General features: G+C 44.2%; 21 protein-coding genes. 2 read left to right on the top strand and 19 right to left on the bottom strand.

All coding sequences use genetic code 11. From position 1 onward, the window contains the following. The 13 genes from rodZ to trmJ form a co-directional block, all read right to left on the bottom strand. A complete protein-coding gene (rodZ, locus tag AWH66_RS14890) occupies positions 1 to 954 on the bottom strand; it encodes a cytoskeleton protein RodZ (protein ID WP_063604001.1) in 954 nt (317 codons plus the stop codon). Positions 955 to 1,442: 488 nt separating this feature from the next. Beyond that, a complete protein-coding gene (gene rlmN, locus AWH66_RS14885) occupies positions 1,443 to 2,567 on the bottom strand; it encodes a dual-specificity RNA methyltransferase RlmN (protein ID WP_063604000.1) in 1,125 nt (374 codons plus the stop codon). Between the two features lie 189 nt (positions 2,568 to 2,756). Next, positions 2,757 to 3,182, bottom strand: coding sequence for a nucleoside-diphosphate kinase (gene ndk, locus AWH66_RS14880; RefSeq protein WP_063603999.1), 426 nt, complete (start codon positions 3,180 to 3,182; stop codon positions 2,757 to 2,759). Between the two features lie 32 nt (positions 3,183 to 3,214). Further along, on the bottom strand, positions 3,215 to 4,513 hold the full coding sequence (gene pepB / locus AWH66_RS14875; protein WP_063603998.1) for an aminopeptidase PepB: 1,299 nt from the start codon (positions 4,511 to 4,513) through the stop codon (positions 3,215 to 3,217). Positions 4,514 to 4,689: 176 nt separating this feature from the next. Then, positions 4,690 to 4,890: a Fe-S cluster assembly protein IscX gene (gene iscX / locus AWH66_RS14870; RefSeq protein ID WP_006072574.1), complete on the bottom strand. Its 201-nt coding sequence runs from the start codon at positions 4,888 to 4,890 to the stop codon at positions 4,690 to 4,692. 14 nt (positions 4,891 to 4,904) lie between these two features. Beyond that, positions 4,905 to 5,243, bottom strand: a complete 339-nt coding sequence (gene fdx / locus AWH66_RS14865; RefSeq protein ID WP_006072576.1) for an ISC system 2Fe-2S type ferredoxin — start codon at positions 5,241 to 5,243, stop codon at positions 4,905 to 4,907. Positions 5,244 to 5,262: 19 nt separating this feature from the next. Continuing rightward, complete coding sequence (gene hscA, locus AWH66_RS14860) at positions 5,263 to 7,113, bottom strand: Fe-S protein assembly chaperone HscA (RefSeq protein ID WP_063603997.1); 1,851 nt, start codon at positions 7,111 to 7,113, stop codon at positions 5,263 to 5,265. Between the two features lie 23 nt (positions 7,114 to 7,136). Then, positions 7,137 to 7,652 carry a co-chaperone HscB gene (gene hscB, locus AWH66_RS14855; RefSeq protein ID WP_006072580.1) on the bottom strand — a complete coding sequence of 172 codons (516 nt, stop codon included), beginning with the start codon at positions 7,650 to 7,652 and terminating at the stop codon, positions 7,137 to 7,139. 67 nt (positions 7,653 to 7,719) lie between these two features. Further along, entirely contained in the window at positions 7,720 to 8,043 is a 324-nt protein-coding gene (gene iscA, locus AWH66_RS14850; RefSeq protein WP_006072581.1) for an iron-sulfur cluster assembly protein IscA, read from the bottom strand. A gap of 58 nt (positions 8,044 to 8,101) precedes the next feature. Next, positions 8,102 to 8,482 carry a Fe-S cluster assembly scaffold IscU gene (gene iscU / locus AWH66_RS14845; RefSeq protein WP_006072582.1) on the bottom strand — a complete coding sequence of 127 codons (381 nt, stop codon included), beginning with the start codon at positions 8,480 to 8,482 and terminating at the stop codon, positions 8,102 to 8,104. Between the two features lie 33 nt (positions 8,483 to 8,515). Further along, positions 8,516 to 9,730, bottom strand: coding sequence for an IscS subfamily cysteine desulfurase (locus AWH66_RS14840; RefSeq protein WP_006072583.1), 1,215 nt, complete (start codon positions 9,728 to 9,730; stop codon positions 8,516 to 8,518). A gap of 29 nt (positions 9,731 to 9,759) precedes the next feature. Further along, positions 9,760 to 10,266, bottom strand: coding sequence for a Fe-S cluster assembly transcriptional regulator IscR (gene iscR / locus AWH66_RS14835; protein WP_006072585.1), 507 nt, complete (start codon positions 10,264 to 10,266; stop codon positions 9,760 to 9,762). A 112-nt stretch (positions 10,267 to 10,378) separates the two neighbouring features. Beyond that, on the bottom strand, positions 10,379 to 11,110 hold the full coding sequence (trmJ, locus tag AWH66_RS14830) for a tRNA (cytosine(32)/uridine(32)-2'-O)-methyltransferase TrmJ (RefSeq protein WP_063603996.1): 732 nt from the start codon (positions 11,108 to 11,110) through the stop codon (positions 10,379 to 10,381). A gap of 177 nt (positions 11,111 to 11,287) precedes the next feature. Between trmJ and suhB the strand changes: the two genes are divergently transcribed. Continuing rightward, the gene (gene suhB, locus AWH66_RS14825) at positions 11,288 to 12,091 is read left to right on the top strand and encodes an inositol-1-monophosphatase (RefSeq protein ID WP_038227968.1); all 804 of its coding nucleotides are present in this window, start codon (positions 11,288 to 11,290) and stop codon (positions 12,089 to 12,091) included. Positions 12,092 to 12,321: 230 nt separating this feature from the next. Here the strand turns inward: suhB and secF are convergent, their stop codons facing one another. The 5 genes from secF to queA all read right to left on the bottom strand — a co-directional run bounded on the left by secF (position 12,322) and on the right by queA (position 17,994). Next, positions 12,322 to 13,269, bottom strand: a complete 948-nt coding sequence (gene secF / locus AWH66_RS14820) for a protein translocase subunit SecF (protein WP_038227970.1) — start codon at positions 13,267 to 13,269, stop codon at positions 12,322 to 12,324. Positions 13,270 to 13,278: 9 nt separating this feature from the next. Next, complete coding sequence (secD, locus tag AWH66_RS14815; protein WP_006074800.1) at positions 13,279 to 15,135, bottom strand: protein translocase subunit SecD; 1,857 nt, start codon at positions 15,133 to 15,135, stop codon at positions 13,279 to 13,281. 22 nt (positions 15,136 to 15,157) lie between these two features. Continuing rightward, on the bottom strand, positions 15,158 to 15,487 hold the full coding sequence (yajC, locus tag AWH66_RS14810; RefSeq protein ID WP_006074799.1) for a preprotein translocase subunit YajC: 330 nt from the start codon (positions 15,485 to 15,487) through the stop codon (positions 15,158 to 15,160). A 169-nt stretch (positions 15,488 to 15,656) separates the two neighbouring features. Next, a complete protein-coding gene (tgt, locus tag AWH66_RS14805) occupies positions 15,657 to 16,790 on the bottom strand; it encodes a tRNA guanosine(34) transglycosylase Tgt (protein ID WP_006074798.1) in 1,134 nt (377 codons plus the stop codon). Between the two features lie 151 nt (positions 16,791 to 16,941). Then, positions 16,942 to 17,994: a tRNA preQ1(34) S-adenosylmethionine ribosyltransferase-isomerase QueA gene (gene queA / locus AWH66_RS14800; protein WP_063603995.1), complete on the bottom strand. Its 1,053-nt coding sequence runs from the start codon at positions 17,992 to 17,994 to the stop codon at positions 16,942 to 16,944. Between the two features lie 255 nt (positions 17,995 to 18,249). Between queA and AWH66_RS14795 the strand changes: the two genes are divergently transcribed. Continuing rightward, positions 18,250 to 18,720 (top strand): CBS domain-containing protein, encoded by a 471-nt coding sequence (locus AWH66_RS14795; protein WP_063603994.1) that lies wholly within the window; start codon positions 18,250 to 18,252, stop codon positions 18,718 to 18,720. A gap of 763 nt (positions 18,721 to 19,483) precedes the next feature. Here AWH66_RS14795 and AWH66_RS14790 read toward each other — a convergent pair. Beyond that, positions 19,484 to 20,389, bottom strand: coding sequence for a hydrogen peroxide-inducible genes activator (locus tag AWH66_RS14790; RefSeq protein ID WP_006074795.1), 906 nt, complete (start codon positions 20,387 to 20,389; stop codon positions 19,484 to 19,486). Positions 20,390 to 20,518: the final 129 nt, after the last annotated feature.

The following is a 20,518-nucleotide window of genomic DNA, read 5'->3' as shown; positions in this document are numbered from 1 at the left end:
CTAAGGTAAGGTGAATCGAGCTACTTTGCCTGAAGTATACCCAGAAAGGTCGACAGGTTCACTTGCTAATGTCATAGAAACTTTCTCAGGAGCACCTAAAATCACTTTAAATGGCGCTTTTCCGTTAACATTGACATTATCACCCTGCTTTTTAATACCGGTAGTAATGGTTTTTCCGTCCGCATCTTTTACTTGGACCCAGCAATCACCTGTGAAAGCCATCGTTAAATTAGTCAGACCATCTACCGGCTTTGGTTGTTCATTTGAGGTCTGTGGTTGTTCCTCAATTACTGCAACGTCTGCTGACGCCACTTCAGCGTCAAGATTGGCAGCCTCTGATGCTGGCTCTGTTGCGGCTTCCTCTGTCCGCTCAGGCGTTTCGATAATAGCAGACACATCAATAGTCTTTACTTCATCTTCTGCTGGAGCTAATTCAGGCTCAACAGTAAGCTGTGGTGAAACGGGTTCTTCTACTTGAAAAGCCGGATCGCTGGTGTCTGCGATTTCCGATAAGGTATCTTTTTGCTGGCTTTGCAACCACCAAACCGAAGAGATACCAATAATTACCACGAAAATACCCCAAGTAAGTTTCATTATGCGGCTATCGTGTTTTTCTTTATTGGTTTTCTGAGAGAAGCTCTGCATTGGCTGTTCTGAAGGTTGAGCTTCACTGTGGTGTTCAATGGCACCAAGGATCTCTTTTTCATCAATGCCCACAGCCTTCGCGTAAGAACGTAGATACCCTCGAGTGAAGGTTGCAACTTGCTCACCATCAAAATCATTGGCTTCTATCTTTTGAATGATGGCGACACGCAAGCGCAAGCGGTCTGCGATCTGTTTCTGAGTGAGACCTAGCGCTTCACGCTTCTCTTTTAATATGGTTCCGGCAAGAACGGGCTCTTGTGGTTGCTGTTCAACTTTATCTTCTACTGCGGTATTTTGTTCAGTACTCATTTATCATGTACTTCTTTTGGTTGTGACTATGACGCTACACGCTTAGTTCGTTTTATTTATTGGTGTGCTGTCGTCATTAGTGTGGTAAATCGTACGTACTAACTGTATTTACAGCATAGTCCCAAATTGCCTACTTCTACACCTCAGTCTAGTGCAAAGTGCTCGATTTCATTATGATTTTTGCGCAATCTCACTCCCAAATGGGTCAAGACAGCGGCTGAATGTGACCATCATAGTCGATTCTAACCACGAGTTAAAATCGGCAAACGTAAAACGACGTAAATAGCGCCATTTTTGATGAAAAATTGACACTATCAATAAGGTTCAGGCGACGTTTTGAAATATTTGATTAACAAAACTGATATTTGTTCCATTAATACTGAATTTTTTATCAGTAAATTGTGGCAAGGATCAGATATTTTCGATTACAGCGCTATAGATACAAAAAAACCAAGCAAATACTTGGTTTTTCATCATTTGTTATTGGTTTATACCGCTTTTACCGGAATAGCTTCACCTTTTTGCTCAGCCAGTTGCTTGGTACGTTTTGTACGGTCAATTACATCTCCGACTAATTGACCACAAGCTGCATCAATATCGTCACCGCGAGTCTTACGAACTGTCACAGTGTAATCGTATTGCATTAGCGTCTTCATGAAACGATCGATGCGCGAGTTACTTGGTTTCTTGTACGGTGACCCCGGATAAGGGTTAAATGGAATCAAGTTGATTTTTGCAGGCGTGTCTTTCAACAATTCCGCAAGCTCACGTGCATGATCCATGTCGTCGTTAACGTGGTCTAAAAGCACATATTCAACGGTTACTTTGCCGCGATTAGCGTTAGATGACGCAATATAGCGACGAACTGATGCTAAGAAATCTTCGATATCCCAACGATCGTTAATCGGCATGATTTCACTACGCAATTTGTCATTTGGAGCATGTAGAGAAATAGCCAACGCGACATCAATTTCACCGGTCATTTGATCAAGACCAGATACCACACCAGAAGTCGATACCGTGACTCTGCGTTTAGACAAACCAAAGCCAAGATCATCTAGCATAATCTCTAGCGCTGGCATCAGGTTTTTCATGTTAAGTAGAGGTTCGCCCATACCCATCATCACAACGTTAGTGATAGGGCGACGACCAGTCTCTTTTTCAAGGCCCACTTCACGCGCTGCACGCCAAACCTGACCGATGATTTCCGATACTTTTAGGTTACGATTAAAGCCCTGCTGCGCCGTTGAACAGAACTTACACTCCAACGCACAACCTACTTGAGATGAAACGCACAAGGTTGCACGGTCATCATCTGGGATATAGACCGTTTCAACATCTTGATCACCCACTCGCATCGCCCATTTAATGGTGCCATCTGATGAGTGTTGCGCTTCAGAGACTGTCGGGGCTTTAATTTCGGCCAGACGAATCAACTTTTCTCGAAGCTTCTTGTTGATGTTGGTCATCTTCTCAAAGTCATCACAACCGAAGTGATAGATCCACTTCATAACCTGATCAGCACGGAAGGCTTTTTCGCCAAGTTCCTCTTGGAAGAATTTACGCATACCTTTGCGATCAAAATCGAGTAGATTGACTTTTTGTGCGGTCATGTTGCCTCTTCGATGACGGTGATTCTACTTAAGGGCGCGAATTGTACAGCCTTTAGGCGACTACAACAAGCGCTACAAAACCTTAAAATAATAAGGTATTCATTTATAAGTGAACATTTTTTGAACAATGCAAACACTCAATATTAAAAAAGGAGGCCTAAGCCTCCTTGTGTTGAACGGAGTCAATCATTAACGCGGACAAATTTCCGACGTTGGGAAGAAAAATTCAATTTCACGTGCCGCAGACACTGGACTGTCTGAACCGTGTACCGAGTTATGACGCATGCTTAACGCGTAGTCCGCACGAATGGTTCCGCATGCCGCCTCTTCTGGGTTAGTCTTCCCCATAAGCTCACGATAACGAGCGATGGCATCTTCGCCTTCAAGTACTTGAACCATGATAGGACCAGAGGTCATAAACTCGCGTAGTGCCTCAAAGAATGGTTTACCCTCGTGTTCAGCGTAAAACCCTTTCGCTTGCTCATCGGTTAAGTGAACCATCTTAGCTGCGATAATTTTTAAACCAGCTTTCTCAATACGATGATAGATCTCACCAATAAGATTACGTTCTACTGCATCAGGCTTAACGATTGAAAATGTTCTTTCTAGGGCCATTATTGTTCCTTATCTTTCTGTTTCTATTGTTGTTATTTGGTTTGAGATTGCTCAGTAAGCAGTCGAGCTAGAGTACGAATACCCATGCCAGTTGCACCCGCAGACCACTTATCAGTCGCCGCTTTACGGTAAGTACCAGCACAATCGAAATGCAACCAACCTTTTTTATAATCCGTGACAAAGTAAGACAAAAATGCCGCTGCAGTACTCGCACCTGGCGAATAATCACCACTGCTGATATTTGACAGGTCAGCAAAGTTAGACGGCAGCATACCTCGATGGAAGTCTGCTAGCGGCAGTGGCCACAAACCTTCTTTTTCTTGGTTTGCATTGGTTAACGCTTGATGAGTTAGTTCATCATCAAAAGACATGATGGCGTGGTAATCATTACCTAGAGCATTCTTAGCTGCACCAGTGAGCGTAGCACAGTCAATAATCAGCTCAGGGTCCTGTTCACTTGCGTAAATAAGACCATCAGCCAGAACCAAGCGTCCTTCGGCATCGGTATTCATGATCTCAACCGTCTTACCGTTTTTATAAGTGATCACGTCACCCAATTTAAGCGCTCGGCCAGAAACCATGTTTTCCGCGCAGCATAGAATCAACTTCACACGTTTGTTCAAACCACGCATGATCGCTAATCCCAAACCGCCAGTGATAGTACCAGCGCCACCCATGTCTGCTTTCATCGCCGACATAAAGTTAGAAGGCTTTAGGCTGTAGCCACCAGAGTCGAATGTGATGCCTTTACCAACTAGGCACGCAAAGACTGGGGCATTATCGTCACCTGTTGGGTTGTAATCGAGTTGCAGCATTGCGGATGTACGTTCAGAACCGCGACCTACCGCGAAAATACCTTCCCAACCTTCAGTCAACAGATCTTTATCTTTTACAATGCGGTAAGTAACGTGCTCAGGAGCCGTTGATTTAATGAACTCAGCCGCCATAGTCGCAAGTTGACGAGGTGCGACTTCTTCCGCACTCTTGTTGATGATGTCACGAGTCCAGTTAGAGGCTTTGATACGTGCATTCAGCTCGTTTTCATCTTGCTCACTGAGTGATGGCAACGTTACTTGTGTGCTTTTCTTAGAGTTACGGTAGCCTTGATAGAATGCCCAGGTTGATTCTAGATCCCAGCCTTCGCCAGCCAGTGTTGCATTAGAAATGCCTTGCGAGTCTAATTTACGAGCCGCGCGCTGAATAGCGCCTAAATCGTGGCCCTCGCCCAAGTGGACTGTCGCGCCAGTTTCTGTGAAAGAGATGATTGCTTTGTCACCCCATTGAGGAGCAGCCGCTTCTTGGCTAAGAAATACCGACATTGTGTTAGACATGGTCTCTCCTTGTCTTAATTCTGTTTTGTGTTGTCGTATCTTATGATTCAAATGATGTTATCACTATGTAGAGACAATACCAATGACCCGCCCAAGGGAATTAATAACAATGTAACATGTAGCGACAAAAAAACGGACCAAAGGTCCGTTTTTAGAAGTAAAGTTAGAGCGATTTATCAATCGTACTCATCCATCCAGCATAAGATGACTGCTTCAAGGATTTTCTCATTGGAACGATTTGGATCATCGTCAAAATCTTCTAGTTCCGTTATCCATTGATGCAAGTCGGTAAAACGAACCGTTTTTGGGTCCATATCTGGAAATTGATCGCACAACTCAATAGCGATATCACGAGAGTCAGTCCATTTTAAGCTCATGTATCCTCCACTTATTAGTGATCTTCAGATGCGTGGTTTAACGTGTATTTTGGAATTTCTACCACTAAGTCTTCATCAGCAACAACGGCTTGGCAACCCAAACGTGATTCTGGTTCTAAGCCCCACGCTTTATCTAGCATGTCATCTTCAAGCTCTTCACTTTCTTCAAGTGAATCAAAACCTTCACGAATAATCACGTGACAAGTTGTGCAAGCGCACGATTTCTCACAAGCGTGCTCAATCCCAATACCGTTTTTTAGTGCCACATCTAATACGGTTTCGCCTTCGTTAGCCTCTAACACTGCGCCTTCTGGGCACAGATCTTCATGGGGCAGAACAACTATTTTTGGCATGACTACTTAGTCCTCGAATTTAAATGTTATCTACTGATTGACCAGCAAGAGCTTCGCGAATGGATTTGTCCATACGACGAGAAGCAAATTCTTGGCTCGCTTTATCAGTATTTTTTATACCTTGTTCAATGGCGTCGGCATCGTCACCATTGCGCAATTTAATCAGTGCTTCAATCGCTTCTACTAGTATTTGTTTTTCTTGTTCATCGAGTAAAGCATCGCCATCGGCTTGCATCGCTGCAATCAACCCTTCGATAACGCGATCGGCTTCCACACGCTGTTCAGCTAAGGCACGAGCCAGCATGTCATCTTTAGCGTAAGTCATCGAATCTTTAAGCATGTTAGTCACTTCATCATCGCTTAGGCCGTATGATGGCTTGACTTGAATATCAGATTGAATACCCGTGCTCTTTTCCATCGCAGTAACAGACAGTAGACCATCTGCATCAACCTGATAGGTAACGCGAATATGCGCAGCACCCGCCGCCATTGGAGGAATACCTTTAAGTGAAAAACGAGCCAGAGAACGACAATCATCAACCATTTCACGTTCACCTTGAACAATATGAACCGACATAGCCGTTTGACCGTCTTTAAAAGTGGTAAACTCTTGAGCACGAGCAACTGGAATGGTTGTATTTCGAGGAACAATTTTCTCGACTAGGCCACCCATTGTTTCAATACCTAGAGACAAAGGCAGTACGTCGAGCAGCAACATTTCAGAGTCAGGTTTGTTTCCTGCAAGAATATCCGCTTGAATAGCAGCACCAATCGCAACGACTTCATCAGGGTTAATGCTAGTCAGAGGCGTTTTCCCAAAGAACTCGCCTACCATGTTGCGAACCAAAGGTGTACGAGTTGAACCGCCCACCATTACGACTTCAAGTACCTCTTCAGCATCCACTTCCGCATCTTTTAGAGCACGGCGACAAGAAAGAAGGGTTTTCTTAACTAAGGCACGAATGAGATCTTCAAATTGAGCTTTCTCTAAGGTGCCTTGCCAACCTAGCACGTCCACACTTGCCACATCGGATTGGCTCAAGTCGATCTTAGCTTGTGTTGCTGCGTCCAGTAATTCACGCTGCTCTTTAACCGTTAATTCAGCCTTACCAATTTGTTGCTGCAAATGCTCTGCAACCAAGTGGTCAAAATCATCACCACCCAGCGCTGAATCGCCGCCCGTTGCCAGTACTTCAAATACGCCACGAGATAATCTCAGAATGGAAATATCAAAAGTGCCTCCACCAAGATCATAAACGGCAATCACACCTTCTTGACCACTATCCAAACCATAAGCAATAGCGGCAGCAGTAGGTTCATTGAGCAGTCTTAAGACATGCAAACCAGCTAAGCTAGCTGCATCTTTTGTGCCTTGACGCTGAGCATCATCAAAGTAGGCGGGAACCGTGATAACCACTCCTGCTAATTCACCACCTAATGATTCTTCTGCACGTTGAGAAAGTGCTTTTAAGATATCAGAGGACACTTGAATAGGATTCTTCGCCCCACCACGCGTTTGTAATACTGGCAGTCCATTATCACTTTCTGTCAAAGAGTAAGGCATGGATGGATAACGGCTTTGAACATCAGAAAGTGAACGGCCTAACAAGCGTTTTACCGAAATAATAGTATTCACAGGATCAGAAGCTGCGTTATCACGAGCCTCAACACCGACCGTGGTCAACTCTTCTGTGTAGTGCACGGCCGAAGGCAAGATATTTCTGCCATTCGAATCTGGTAGCGTGGCCGCTTCTCCACTTCTGACCGTTGCAACTAGAGAGTTTGTAGTCCCTAGATCAATACCTGCAGCCAACTTATGTTCGTGTGGCGCAGAGCTTTGACCGGGTTCTGCGATTTGAAGTAATGCCATTCAAATATCCTTGGGAGCTTCCATTAACCAAGCAGCTTATCTTCGAGCTGTTCTATTTCACTTTGCAACTTGGCGATAAATTTTAGTTTTCTGACGCTATCTGCAGCTTGTGGCCACTGATTCTGTTCGAGCAGCTGTTGTAACTCAAGCAGTTGTGATTTGAACATTTTGCTGACCTTCGCTTCAAAGTCAAAAAGTTCTGACTCAACATCGCTTGAGGTCTCTATTTCTTCGAGGGTCTCTCGCAGTTCCATCTGTTCCATTAAGAACATAGGATCTTGCAAGGTTTGCTGTTCAGCTCGAATATCTACGCCATTCTCAGCCAGCAGATACTCTGCTCGAGAAATTGGTTTACGAAGTACTTCGTATGCGTCATTGATTTGCGCTGCTTTCTGAACCGCAAGCATGCGGTCACGCTCGGAAGCGGTAGCAAAGTTATCGGGATGAAAGCGTCGCTGTAATTCTCTGAATTGAGAAGAAAGAAGGCTACCGTCCAGCTGAAACTGAATAGGTAGCCCAAATAGTTCGAAATGGTTCATAACATAGACTCGCAAACAAGAATCGTGGAGCAACTGGCTAAACCAACTGCACCACGATTATTAAAGGTTAAACATTAAAGCTCTCACCACAACCGCACTCGCCTTTTGCGTTTGGGTTGTTGAATTCGAACCCTTCGTTCAAGCCCTCTTTCACGTAATCAAGCTCTGTTCCATCAAGATAAACCAAGCTCTTTGCATCGATGATGACTTTCACACCTTCGTGCTCAAAGACTTCATCACCATCATCAAGCTCGTCTACAAACTCAAGAACATAGGCCATACCAGAACAACCAGTGGTCTTTACACCTAAACGTAATCCAATACCTTTACCGCGGTTTTCTAAAAACGTTCTTACTCGGCTTGCTGCTGCTTCTGTCATTGAGATGGCCATACTACAACCTTTGTTTGCTTCTCTTGATGATATATTAAGGCTTGGTTATCCAAGCGATTTAGTCGTGCTTTTTCTTATAATCGGCTACGGCGGCTTTAATTGCGTCTTCCGCAAGAATTGAGCAGTGAACTTTCACTGGTGGCAACTCTAGTTCTTCAGCAATTTCAGCATTTTTGATCGCAGCTGCTTCTTCAATTGATTTACCTTTTACCCACTCAGTAACCAGTGAGCTTGATGCGATAGCTGAACCGCAACCGTAGGTTTTGAATTTCGCGTCTTCGATAATACCTTCTGGTGTTACCTTAATCTGAAGCTTCATTACGTCGCCACAAGCAGGCGCGCCTACCATACCACTTCCCACAGCTGGATCATTTTTATCAAACGACCCTACATTACGTGGGTTTTCATAGTGGTCAATAACCTTTTCACTATATGCCATAATAAATTCCTCGAATCCTCTACTATCGTGAGATTAGTGGTGTGCCCACTCGACCGTATCTAGGTCAATCCCTTCTTTATACATATCCCATAGAGGAGACATGTCACGTAACTTGTTCACTGCTGTTGTAATTTGCTCAATCGCGTAATCGATATCTTCTTCTGTCGTGAAGCGACCAAACGAGAAACGTACAGAGCTGTGTGCCAGTTCATCGTTCAGACCTAATGCACGAAGTACATAAGATGGTTCTAGGCTCGCTGAAGTACATGCGGAACCGGATGATACTGCAAGATCTTTCAATGACATCAGCAACGATTCACCTTCAACAAATGCGAAGCTCACATTTAGGTTGTGAGGTACGCGCTGCTCTAGGTCACCATTGATCGTAACGGCTTCAAGATCTTTAACGCCATTTAACAGGCGATCACGCAGAGATTTTGCATGGTCATAATCTTTTTGCATATCTTGCTTAGCAATAGCAAATGCCTCGCCCATACCAACAATTTGGTGAGTTGGTAGCGTACCAGAACGGAAACCACGCTCATGACCACCACCGTGCATTTGTGCTTCTAAACGGATACGTGGTTTACGACGAACGTATAGTGCACCGATACCTTTCGGGCCATAAATTTTGTGAGCTGACATTGAAATTAAGTCAACTTTCATTTCTTGAACATCAATTGGCAATTTGCCAGCCGATTGCGCAGCATCAACGTGGAAAACGATTTTCTTGCTGCGGCATAGCTCACCAATAGCGGCGATATCTTGAACAACACCAATTTCGTTGTTTACGTGCATGATAGAAACAAGCACGGTATCGTCACGCATTGCGGCTTCTAACTTTGCTAAGTCAATAAGACCATTTGCTTCTGGCTCAAGATACGTTACCTCAAAGCCTTCACGCTCTAATTGACGACATGGGTCAAGTACTGCTTTATGCTCTGTTTTACAGGTAATAACATGCTTACCTTTTTTAGCGTAAAAGTGAGCAGCACCCTTGATAGCAAGGTTGTCTGATTCTGTCGCGCCCGAAGTGAAAATAATTTCGCGAGGATCCGCATTTAACAGATCGGCGATTTGCTCACGCGCGTTGTCTACTGCTTCTTCTGCTTGCCAACCAAAACGGTGTGATCGTGACGCTGGGTTACCAAAGGTACCGTCCATTGTCATAAATTGAACCATCTTTTCTGCAACCCTTGGGTCAACAGGACATGTGGCAGAGTAGTCTAGATAAATAGGCAGTTTCATTCTTTACTCCAATGTAAAAGCAACACTACTTACGAGCGAACATTGATTCCGATGGGTGCGGTGCTTGTACTTTTTCTTGAGAACCCATGATTTACCGCAAGATCTACGTCTTGTCGGTCTGAAATTTCTAATACTTCGTTATCTACCATCAACTCGCCAAGAGTGATGTTATTTAAGAAGTCACTAATACGAGAGCTTAAATCTCTCCAAAGCGTATGAGTGAGGCAACGTGTACCACCTTGGCAATCGCCTTTACCAGCACATTTGGTTGCATCAACAGACTCATCAACAGCAGCTATCACCGTTCCAATTGCAATATCAGATGCTTCGGCGCCGAGTCGGTAACCACCACCTGGGCCGCGAACACTGGCTACAAGTCCAGCTTTGCGCAATTTTGAGAACAGTTGCTCTAGATATGACAGTGAAATCCCTTGGCGTTCAGAGATATCGGCTAGAGGTACTGGGCTTTGCTGTGAGTGCAGTGCGACATCTAGCATCGCCGTTACTGCATATCTTCCTTTTGATGTTAGTCTCATATCACACGTTTCCACATTGATTATGTGGTTTCGATTTTTCCATACCTGACTATTTTAATCAAGTATTTATTTGACTAAAATAGTCAGGTATTTAACCCAACAGAAAAAGTGGTTATTTTTTAACCCCTAGTCCTTTTTCTATTGACGTTAAAATACCACGCAACGTGTTGATTTCCTGTGACTCAGGGCGAGCTCTACTGAACATTCTGCGTAATTTGTTCATTACTAACCCTGGTTTATCTTTAGAAATAAACTGGGTATCGGTGATGACTTTTTCAAGGTGTTGGTAGAATAATTCTAGCTCTTTGTGACGTGGATACTCTGCTTCCTCTTGTTCAGGAAACTGGTTGGCCACACGCTGCAAATGCGCAACACGTACTTCATAACTTAATGTCTGAACAGCCATCGCTAAGTTAAGAGAGCTGTATTCCGGGTTTGCTGGAATACAAGTATGAAAATGGCAAAGCTGTAATTCTTCGTTGGTTAAGCCAGTGCGTTCACGGCCAAAAACTAAAGCAACAGGATGTTGTTCACCTTCAATGGCAAACTTCTCGCCACACTCTCTTGGTTCAATCATAGGCCAATCCAGTGTACGAGAGCGCGCACTTGAGCCAACAACCAAACCACAATCTTCAATCGCTTCTTGCAACGAACCAACAATTTGAGCTCCAAGCGCAATATCACTAGCGCCCGCAGCAAGCGCAACCGCTTGAGCATCTACCTCACATTGTGGGTCGACCAAGACCATCTGGCTTAACCCCATCACCTTCATCGCTCTTGCAGCTGAACCGATATTACCGGAGTGAGAGGTTCCGACGAGGACGATTTTCACGTTGTCTAGCATTATCAAATTGCACCAAGATTACAAAACCGACGAATAATAACATAAACCCGACTAAAATAGTCAGGGTCTTTTTAGTCACCCTGATGACAGAACAAAAAATAACCACTTCCCTTTTGCCAAAACTTTGGTATACTCGCCGCCGCTTTTTGTTCTTTAACATCCGTTGGGAAAATTCGTATGCATCCAATGCTAAATATCGCTATACGCGCTGCGCGTAAAGCGGGCAACCATATTGCTAAATCACTAGAAAACACTGACAAGATCGAGTCAGTACAGAAAGGCACTAATGACTTTGTTACTAACGTAGACAAAGAAGCTGAAGCACTCATTATCCATACTATTCAAACATCTTACCCTGACCACAGCATCATCGCTGAAGAAGGTGGCATGATTGAAGGTAAAGATAGCGACGTACAATGGATCATCGACCCACTGGATGGCACTAATAACTTCGTTAAAGGTATTCCACACTTCTCAGTATCTATTGCGGTTCGCATTAAGGGTAAAACTGAAGTTGCGTGCGTATACGATCCAATGCTAAACGAGCTATTCACTGCACAACGCGGTGCTGGCGCTCAATTAAACAATGCTCGAATCCGTGTTAACACACTAAAAGACCTAAAAGGTACTGTCATCGGTACAGGTTTCCCTTCGAAGCAAAAGCAGCACTCTGAAAGCTACTTCAAGATCATGTCGGCAATGTTCGTTGAATGTGCAGATTTCCGCCGCGCAGGTTCTGCTGCTCTTGATCTTTGCTATGTAGGTGCAGGTCGTCTAGACGGCTTCTTCGAACTAGGCCTAAAACCATGGGACATGGCTGCTGGTGAGCTGATCGCTCGTGAAGCTGGCGCTATCGTGACTGATTTTTCAGGCGGCACTGAGTACATGAAGTCTGGTAATGTTGTTGCTGCAAGTGCACGTGGTGCTAAGAGCATGCTTAAGATCATTCGCGAGAATGGTAACGAAGCTATCCTTAAGTAATTAGCTTAAGAATCACAGCCCGTCACAGCTGAATTTGAAATCCCGGCCATTGGTCGGGATTTTTTGTTTGGTGCTTTCGGTGCAGTGAGATAGTTACTGTCATCCATTTAAAGCAGACAAAAGAAAAGCCACTCGATAGAGTGGCTTTTACGATTTAGAACGATTCTTTCGTCATCCACTGGCTGCATCTGCGTATGGATGACGACGTACTTGAAGTCTAATTCAATGCCTTAAGGCATCTCGTCAAACTCGGCACCTTCTTTCTCAATCTGCGGTGGCATTAAGTGCTCTTTCTGGATACCCAGTTTCAGAGCCAGAGCCGACGCAACATAGATTGAAGAATAAGTACCAACGGTAATACCTAACAGCAAGGCTGTTGCGAACCCGTGAATCATCGCACCACCTTGAGTAAAGAGTGCGATAACTACGAATAATGTAGTACCAGACGTAATCAAGGTACGGCTTAGCGTTTGAGTGATTGAGCTGTTCATAATGTCAGCTGGCTCACCATTACGCATCTTACGGAAGTTTTCTCGAATACGGTCGAAAACAACAATCGTATCATTGAGTGAGTAACCGACTACGGTAAGCAGTGCCGCAACAATGGTAAGGTCGACTTCGATTTGCATCAAAGAGAAAATACCCAACGTAATTATAACGTCGTGCGCGAGTGCTAGTACTGCACCTGCCGCTAAGCGCCATTCGAATCGTACAGATACATAGATCAAGATACAGATTAACGATACTAAGATCGCCAAACCGCCCGCTTCGGTCAGCTCATCACCCACGTTTGGACCAACAAACTCGATACGGCGCATTTCAACGCTTTCGCCCGTACCTTGTTTAATCGCATCCAAAATCTGGTTACCTAACGCTTCCGCTTGTACATCTTCACGTGGGCGGAGACGAACCATGACATCACGAGATGAACCAAAGTTCTGAACCGTTGCATCGCCAAAGCCTTTCGCATCTAGAGCCGAACGCACTTGTTCAAGGTTAGCTGGCTGCTCGAAGCCAACTTCAATCAACGTACCGCCAGTAAAATCTAGACCCCAGTTCAACCATTTGGTTGATAAAGTAAAGATAGCAGCACCTATCATCACGAGCGACAAGGCAAATGCCGCTTTAGACCAACGCATAAAGTCGATCGTTTTGTCTGCTTTCAATATCTGAAACATAACTAACCCTTAGATCGACAACTTGTTGATACGCTTACCACCGTACACTAGGTTCACGAGGCATCGTGTACCAATGATGGCAGTAAACATAGAAGTGATAATACCAATCGACAGCGTTACCGCGAAGCCTTTGATTGCACCAGTACCTACTGCGAATAGAATAATCGCGGTAATTAGCGTCGTAATGTTAGCATCAGCAATGGTACTAAACGCATTGGCATAGCCTTGGTGAATCGCTTGTTGAGGATTGCGCCCCTCTTTTAGCTCTTCACGTATCCGCTCAAATATCAGAACGTTAGCATCAACTGCCATACCTACGGTAAGTACGATACCTGCAATACCTGGTAACGTCATCGTTGCACCAGGAATCATCGACATCACACCAACGATCAATACGATGTTAGCCATTAACGCCATATTGGCAAATAGGCCAAATCGACGGTAATACACCAAGGTGAATAGCATTACAGCGATCATACCTGTGATACATGCTTTGATGCCCATGTCGATGTTTTGCTGACCCATTGATGGACCGATAGTACGTTCTTCAACAATTGAAATAGGTGCAATCAGAGCACCGGCACGCAATAGCAGAGCTAAGTTGTGAGCTTCAGCTGCAGAATCAATACCAGTAATACGGAAGTTGCGACCAAGTGCCGATTGAATCGTCGCTTGGTTAATGACTTCTTCATGCTTATCAAGAATAACTTTGCCTTCCGGTGTACGTTTGCCGCTGTCTTTATACTCAGCGAAAACCGTTGCCATCAGCTTACCAATATTCTGACGTGAGAACGCCGCCATTTTGTTACCACCTTCGCTATCTAGCGAGATGTTAACTTGTGGACGACCATATTCATCAGCACTTGAACTTGCATCGGTAATGCTCGCACCACCTAGAATAACGCGCTTCTTCAACACCACAGGACGACCGTCACGGTCTTGCTTGATTTCACTGCCTGCTGGTGCTCGACCATTAGCTGCTGCTGCAAGATCCGCTGAGCTGTCTACTTCACGGAATTCTAGCGTTGCCGTAGCACCAAGAATCTCTTTAGCTCGAGCAGTATCTTGTACACCTGGAAGTTCAACTACGATACGACTAGCACCTTGACGTTGAACCAGAGGTTCAGCCACACCCAGTTCGTTTACACGGTTACGTAAAATGGTGATGTTCTGCTCGACAGCATAGTTACGAATCTCTTGTAGACGAGTTTCTTTAAAACGCGCTACAAGTGCGAAACGACCATTTGAGTCAGAATCAAAGAAGTCCATGTCTGGGTGTTTCGTAGTTAGCACCGCTTTTGCTTCCGCGAGTTGTTCAGCGTCACGAAGTAGTACTTCGACACCATCTTTACCCGATGGACGAATGGAGCGGTAGCGAATTCGGTCTTCACGAAGCTCACTACGAAATGCTTCTTCTTGCTGACCCACCAGCTTTTCCATCGCAGCATCCATATCCACTTCCATCAAGAAGTGAACACCACCACGAAGGTCTAAGCCTAATTTCATTGGGTTTGCACCGATCGACTCTAGCCAGTTTGGCGTAGCTGGCGCTAGGTTCAATGCAACAATGGAATCTTTACCTAAAGCTTGGCTGATTACGTCACGCGCACTGATTTGAGTATCAGTATCGTTGAAACGAACAAGAATGGAGCCATTTTCTAAAGCAATGGACTTACGAGAAAGTTGCTCTTCTTCAAGAGCTTTGGTGACAGTATCCAGCGTCGACATATCAACAGAGGCGCCGCGCGCCCCTGTAATTTGAATAGCCGGATCTTCACCGTATAGATTGGGAAGTGCATACAAAGCTGCAATGGCGATGGCGAACACCACCATCAGGTACTTCCACAAAGGATAACGGTTTAGCACAGCGAGGATCCTTTAGCTGTTTTTATAGAGACTTTAGCGTACCTTTTGGTAGCACTGCAGTAACGAAGTCTTTCTTGATAACTACTTCATTGTTGTCGTTAAGAGCGATAGCAATGTAGTCGTTGTCTTCAGCAATTTTAGTGATCTTACCAATTAGACCGCCATTAGTTAGGACTTCATCACCCTTACCCATAGAAGCCATTAGGTTTTTATGCTCTTTAGCACGCTTAGCTTGTGGGCGGTAAATCATGAAATAGAAAATTACCGCAAACATGCCAAGCATAATTAGCATTTCAAAACCGCCACCTTGTGGTGCCGCTTCAGCTGCGTGAGCTGCAGAAATCAAACTCATCGGAAAACATCCTCTTTAATGTAAATACATATCCAAAATTGGGCTATCCCCTTATCTTTTCAAGAAGCAAACGGTAACTCAATGTTTCATAGCGACTTAAACACATAAAAAATGTGACCGAGAGCTAGGATTTGGTACCAATTGCAGGGATAGCCGTTTATTTAGCCAACTATTTCATATCTAGTGGCGGCACTTCGCGGTTGCGTCGTGCATAAAACTCTTCTACAAACTCATCAAAACGGTCTTCATCAATCGCAGTGCGGATGCTTTCCATCAGACGTTGGTAGTAGCGTAGGTTGTGAATCGTGTTTAAGCGAGCGCCTAAGATCTCATTACAGCGATCTAAATGATGCAGATACGCTTTAGAGTAATTTTTACAGGTGTAGCAATCACAATGCTCATCCAATGGACCTGTATCTGTCTTGTTCGTTGCATTACGGATCTTAACAATGCCACCGGTTACAAATAGATGTCCATTACGTGCATTTCGAGTCGGCATTACGCAATCGAACATATCGATACCACGGCGAACACCTTCAACTAAGTCTTCAGGTTTACCTACACCCATTAGGTAGCGAGGTTTGTCTTCAGGCAGTTTAGGCGTTGTATGCTCTAACACACGGTGCATGTCTTCTTTTGGCTCACCAACAGCAAGACCACCAACCGCGTAACCGTCGAAGCCAATATTAGTTAAGCCTTCCACAGACACATCACGTAGATCTTCGTACACGCTGCCTTGAACAATCCCAAACAGCGAGTTAGGGTTCTCTAACTTGTCGAAATGATCGCGAGAACGTTGTGCCCAACGCAATGACATTTCCATCGACTTTTTCGCTTCAGCGTGCGTCGCTGGGTATGGCGTACATTCGTCAAAAATCATCACCACATCAGAGCCAAGATCTTTCTGGATTTCCATCGACTTTTCAGCATCCATGAAAATCTTGTCACCGTTTACTGGGTTACGGAAATGCACACCTTCTTCAGTGATTTTGCGAATATCCCCAAGGCTGAATACTTGGAAGCCACCTGAATCGGTAAGGATTGGACCATGCCAGTTCATAAAGTCATGTAAGTCACCGTGCATCTTCATGATTTCTTGACCAGGGCGCAACCATAGGTGGAAAGTGTTACCTAGAAGAATTTCAGCTCCAGTGCCTTTTACTTCTTCTGGTGTCATACCTTTCACAGTACCGTAAGTACCGACAGGCATAAACGCAGGCGTTTGTACCGTCCCGCGTTCAAACGTCAATTGACCACGACGAGCGTGACCATTTTTCTTTTTTAGTTCGTATTGTAATTTCACGAAGCCTCCACATTGCCAGAGACACAGTCTGACTCAATCTTAAAACGCACTAACAAGCGTAGCTTGTCGCACTTGAATGCACTAGCCAAACGACTAGTGAAGTTGGTAATCCTTACCGTATTCCACTGGCTCCTTGAGTGAAATAATAATCTTAAGCGGTCTTTTTGGTAATGAACATCGCATCACCGTAGCTAAAGAAGCGGTACTTCTGTTCTACAGCGTGGTGGTATGCGCTCATCACATTATCGTAGCCCGCAAATGCACTGACGAGCATGATGAGCGTGGACTCAGGAAGGTGGAAATTGGTTACTAAGCAATCCACCAACTGATACTCATATCCTGGGAAAATAAAGATTTCTGTGTCACCAAAAAATGGCACTAATTCAGTGCCATTTTTCAGCGCATCTTGCGCAGCACTTTCTAGAGAACGAACCGATGTTGTACCAACTGCGATAATTCGACCACCGTTTGCTTTGGTTTCATTGATCGCGTCTACGACCTCTTGCGGTACTTCAACATACTCTGCGTGCATGTGATGATCGTTAATATTCTCAACCCGCACTGGTTGGAAAGTACCCGCACCAACATGCAGAGTCACATAAGCAAAGTTCGCACCTTTAGCTTTGATTTTCTCAAGCACTACATCGTCAAAGTGAAGACCAGCGGTAGGAGCTGCAACCGCACCTGGCTTCTCGTTGTATACGGTCTGGTAACGTTCTTTATCGGCATCCTCATCTGGACGATCGATATAAGGAGGTAATGGCATGTGGCCAATATCATTAAGAATATCAAGAACCGTCTTATCAGACTGCATTTCAATTTCAAAAAGTGCGTCGTGACGAGCGACCATCAACGCTTGGTATTCATCATTTTCTCCAAGGAACAGTTCTGTACCTGGTTTCGGCGCTTTAGAAGATCGAACATGAGCTAGGACACGCTTGTCATCCAGCATACGTTCAACGAGCACTTCAATTTTACCGCCTGACGCTTTACGTCCAAACATTCGTGCTGGAATCACGCGGGTATTATTGAACACGAGTAGATCGCCCGGCTGAACTTGGTCAATGATATCAGTGAAGCTTCCATCTACGACTTCACCAGTATTTCCAGTTAGCTGAAGCAGTCGGCTTGAGCTTCTTTCGGCTTTAGGGTAGCGAGCAATAAGCTTATCTGGTAAATCAAAATGAAAATCTGAAACTTGCATAACACCAATCTTCTATATTAAGCGACAAAAACGGCGAAAAAATTCGCAGCCGCATAGTATAAAGTGACCCGTTGGAATAGCAAGCTGAACCGTCATTGTCCAACGTAAACTCTGTGTTTTTTGGGGACGCAATTTAACCTTAATATCAGTAAGTTTATTTTGTGACTGGCGCTACAAAAAACGACGCCTGTCTCAGACTTAATCCATGAAAAATTCTATAGTTAAAGTACACAATCAGAACGAGTTGGAGGCCCTATGATTAAGGTCGAAGATATGATGACTCGCAACCCTCACACCCTATTGCGGTCTCACTCCCTAGCCGATGCTAAACATACGATGGAAGCACTCGATATCAGGCATATACCTATCGTTGATGCAGAACGTCATTTGCTCGGCATTGTTTCTCAACGTGATGTTTTGGCAGCACAAGAATCCATCCTACAAAAAATCCCAAGCGACCAATCTTACACATTATCCACCCCATTGAGTGAACTCATGCACAGCAATATTATGACGGTAGAACCAAGAGCCGGATTAAAAGAAAGTGCACTCTACATGCAGAAACACAAAGTGGGATGCCTACCTGTTGTGAAAAATAAACAGCTAGTTGGCATTATTACTGACAGTGATTTTGTCGCGATCGCAGTTAACTTGCTAGAGCTTCAAGAAGAAGTTGAGCCAGACGAAGTTGAAGAGAGTGGCGATTCGGAAGCACTAGACGCATAACAGCTAAAAAAAGGGAGCGGCTTGCGCCGCTCAAACTTACCGACATTCAGTAGCCATTGCTGAACTACTGAGGCAGTGCTCAAAACCAATCGAAGCGTTATGCTTCTGTTTTTCAATGATGTGATAACTCACTATGAAAACGCTTAAATACTGCGAGATACAATCAAACGCTCACAGTTAGGGCTCTTTATCACTGAGATAAGTCACTTGCTGCACTTACTCTCATCTCACTTGAAAGTTTAAAACAAAAGTAGTTACAAAAATGGTCAGCAAACTTTACTGTCATTGTGGCAAAGTGAGTCAAATAAATGATTCCTTACCAAGTCTTATCTTCCATTGAAAACATATAAATACGATACCCAAGCCAACTTAGAGTATCAACTCTAAATTTGCCTTTTTCGAAAATTCGACACTTTGTTCTTCTTAGGAAAAAGCGTACATAAAGCCCGAAAAATGTAGCATGTTACGTAATTTAATTACAACAAGCTACAACCATTCTTATCTATATGATTTTACCGAAAGTAGGAAAATCACGAGGCACACCGCGTTATCACTAAGTTGTCTAGATAATGACCGCACATCTCTTTAATTTGACAGTGTGAAATTGACACTGTGAAGCGCAGAATTTGATTGAAAGATTTAGTGAAAATTGAACTGTGTTTTTTTACACACTAGCTTAGGCATTTAGAGCAATTTAATAAAAAAGACACCAAAGTTGGTGCCTTTCACTAGCAGTTGCCTAATAAGTAGAATTGTTTAAAAACTAAAGTAACTCTGAAACCACATCCGCCAGTTGAAGAAATGAGTCACGTCGAGATGAACTTGGTCGCCAAACTAATCCAATATCACGATAAGCCTGCTGCCCCGGTGGCTCCACAACAATAAGATTTTGATTCTCTAATAGACCATGCTCGATCGCCATCTGAGGAATAAATGTCGTCCCCAACCCATTAGCAACCATTTGAACCAAAGTATGTAAGCTTGTTGCGCTAAATGGATTGATTTTCTCTTTCTCAGTCAGCTTGCACGCAGAAACCGCATGCTCCGTTAAACAGTGTTCATTTTCTAACAAGAAAACCGATTCATCCGGTAGATCATCATATTTGATAGGAACACGAATTCTGTCCGCTTGATTACGGCTGATGACCATTTTGAACGGGTCATGTCCAACAATGCAGCTATCCATATTGCCGATGTCCATCGGGAGCGCCAAAATGAGAACGTCCAATTCACCATGTCTCAGCGCGGCGAGTAAGTTCGCTGTAGTATCTTCTCTAAGTAAAAGATTAAGCTGAGGGTAACGCGCGTTCACTTCCTGTACTAAATCACACAGTAAGAATGGCGCTATTGTAGGGATACAACCGAGCTTCAACTGCCCCTGCATTGCATCACCTTGACACAAATTGCCTAATTCAATCAGGTCTTGCCCCTTCGCTAGGAGCTCCCTCCCTTGTGAAACCACCATTTCACCAGCTTGGGTAAAGACTAACGGACTTTTCTTATCTTTCTTTTCATAGAGAGGACAGCCTATCAGCTCTTCTAGGTTCTGAATGCCTTTACTTAACGTAGACTGGCTGACGAAACAGCGCTCTGCGGCTTCACTAAAGTGTCGCGTCTCATGCAGAGTAACCAAGTAATGAAGCTGCTTTAAACTGGGCCATTTATTCATGGTAACTGCCTGTTTTTGGACCAATATCAAAAAAGGAATCGGCATTACTGCTTCATCGCTTTTTTCGATGAAATTAATCTATTAATTTCGCTTTTTTCAATACTACAATGTGTACTATAGTTTGTCTCG

It is taken from the genome of Vibrio barjaei (assembly GCF_001639065.2).
Classification (GTDB): Bacteria; Pseudomonadota; Gammaproteobacteria; order Enterobacterales; family Vibrionaceae; genus Vibrio; species Vibrio barjaei.
The sequence above is the reverse complement of the archived record's forward strand: the minus strand, read 5'-3'. Positions and strand labels throughout refer to the sequence as shown.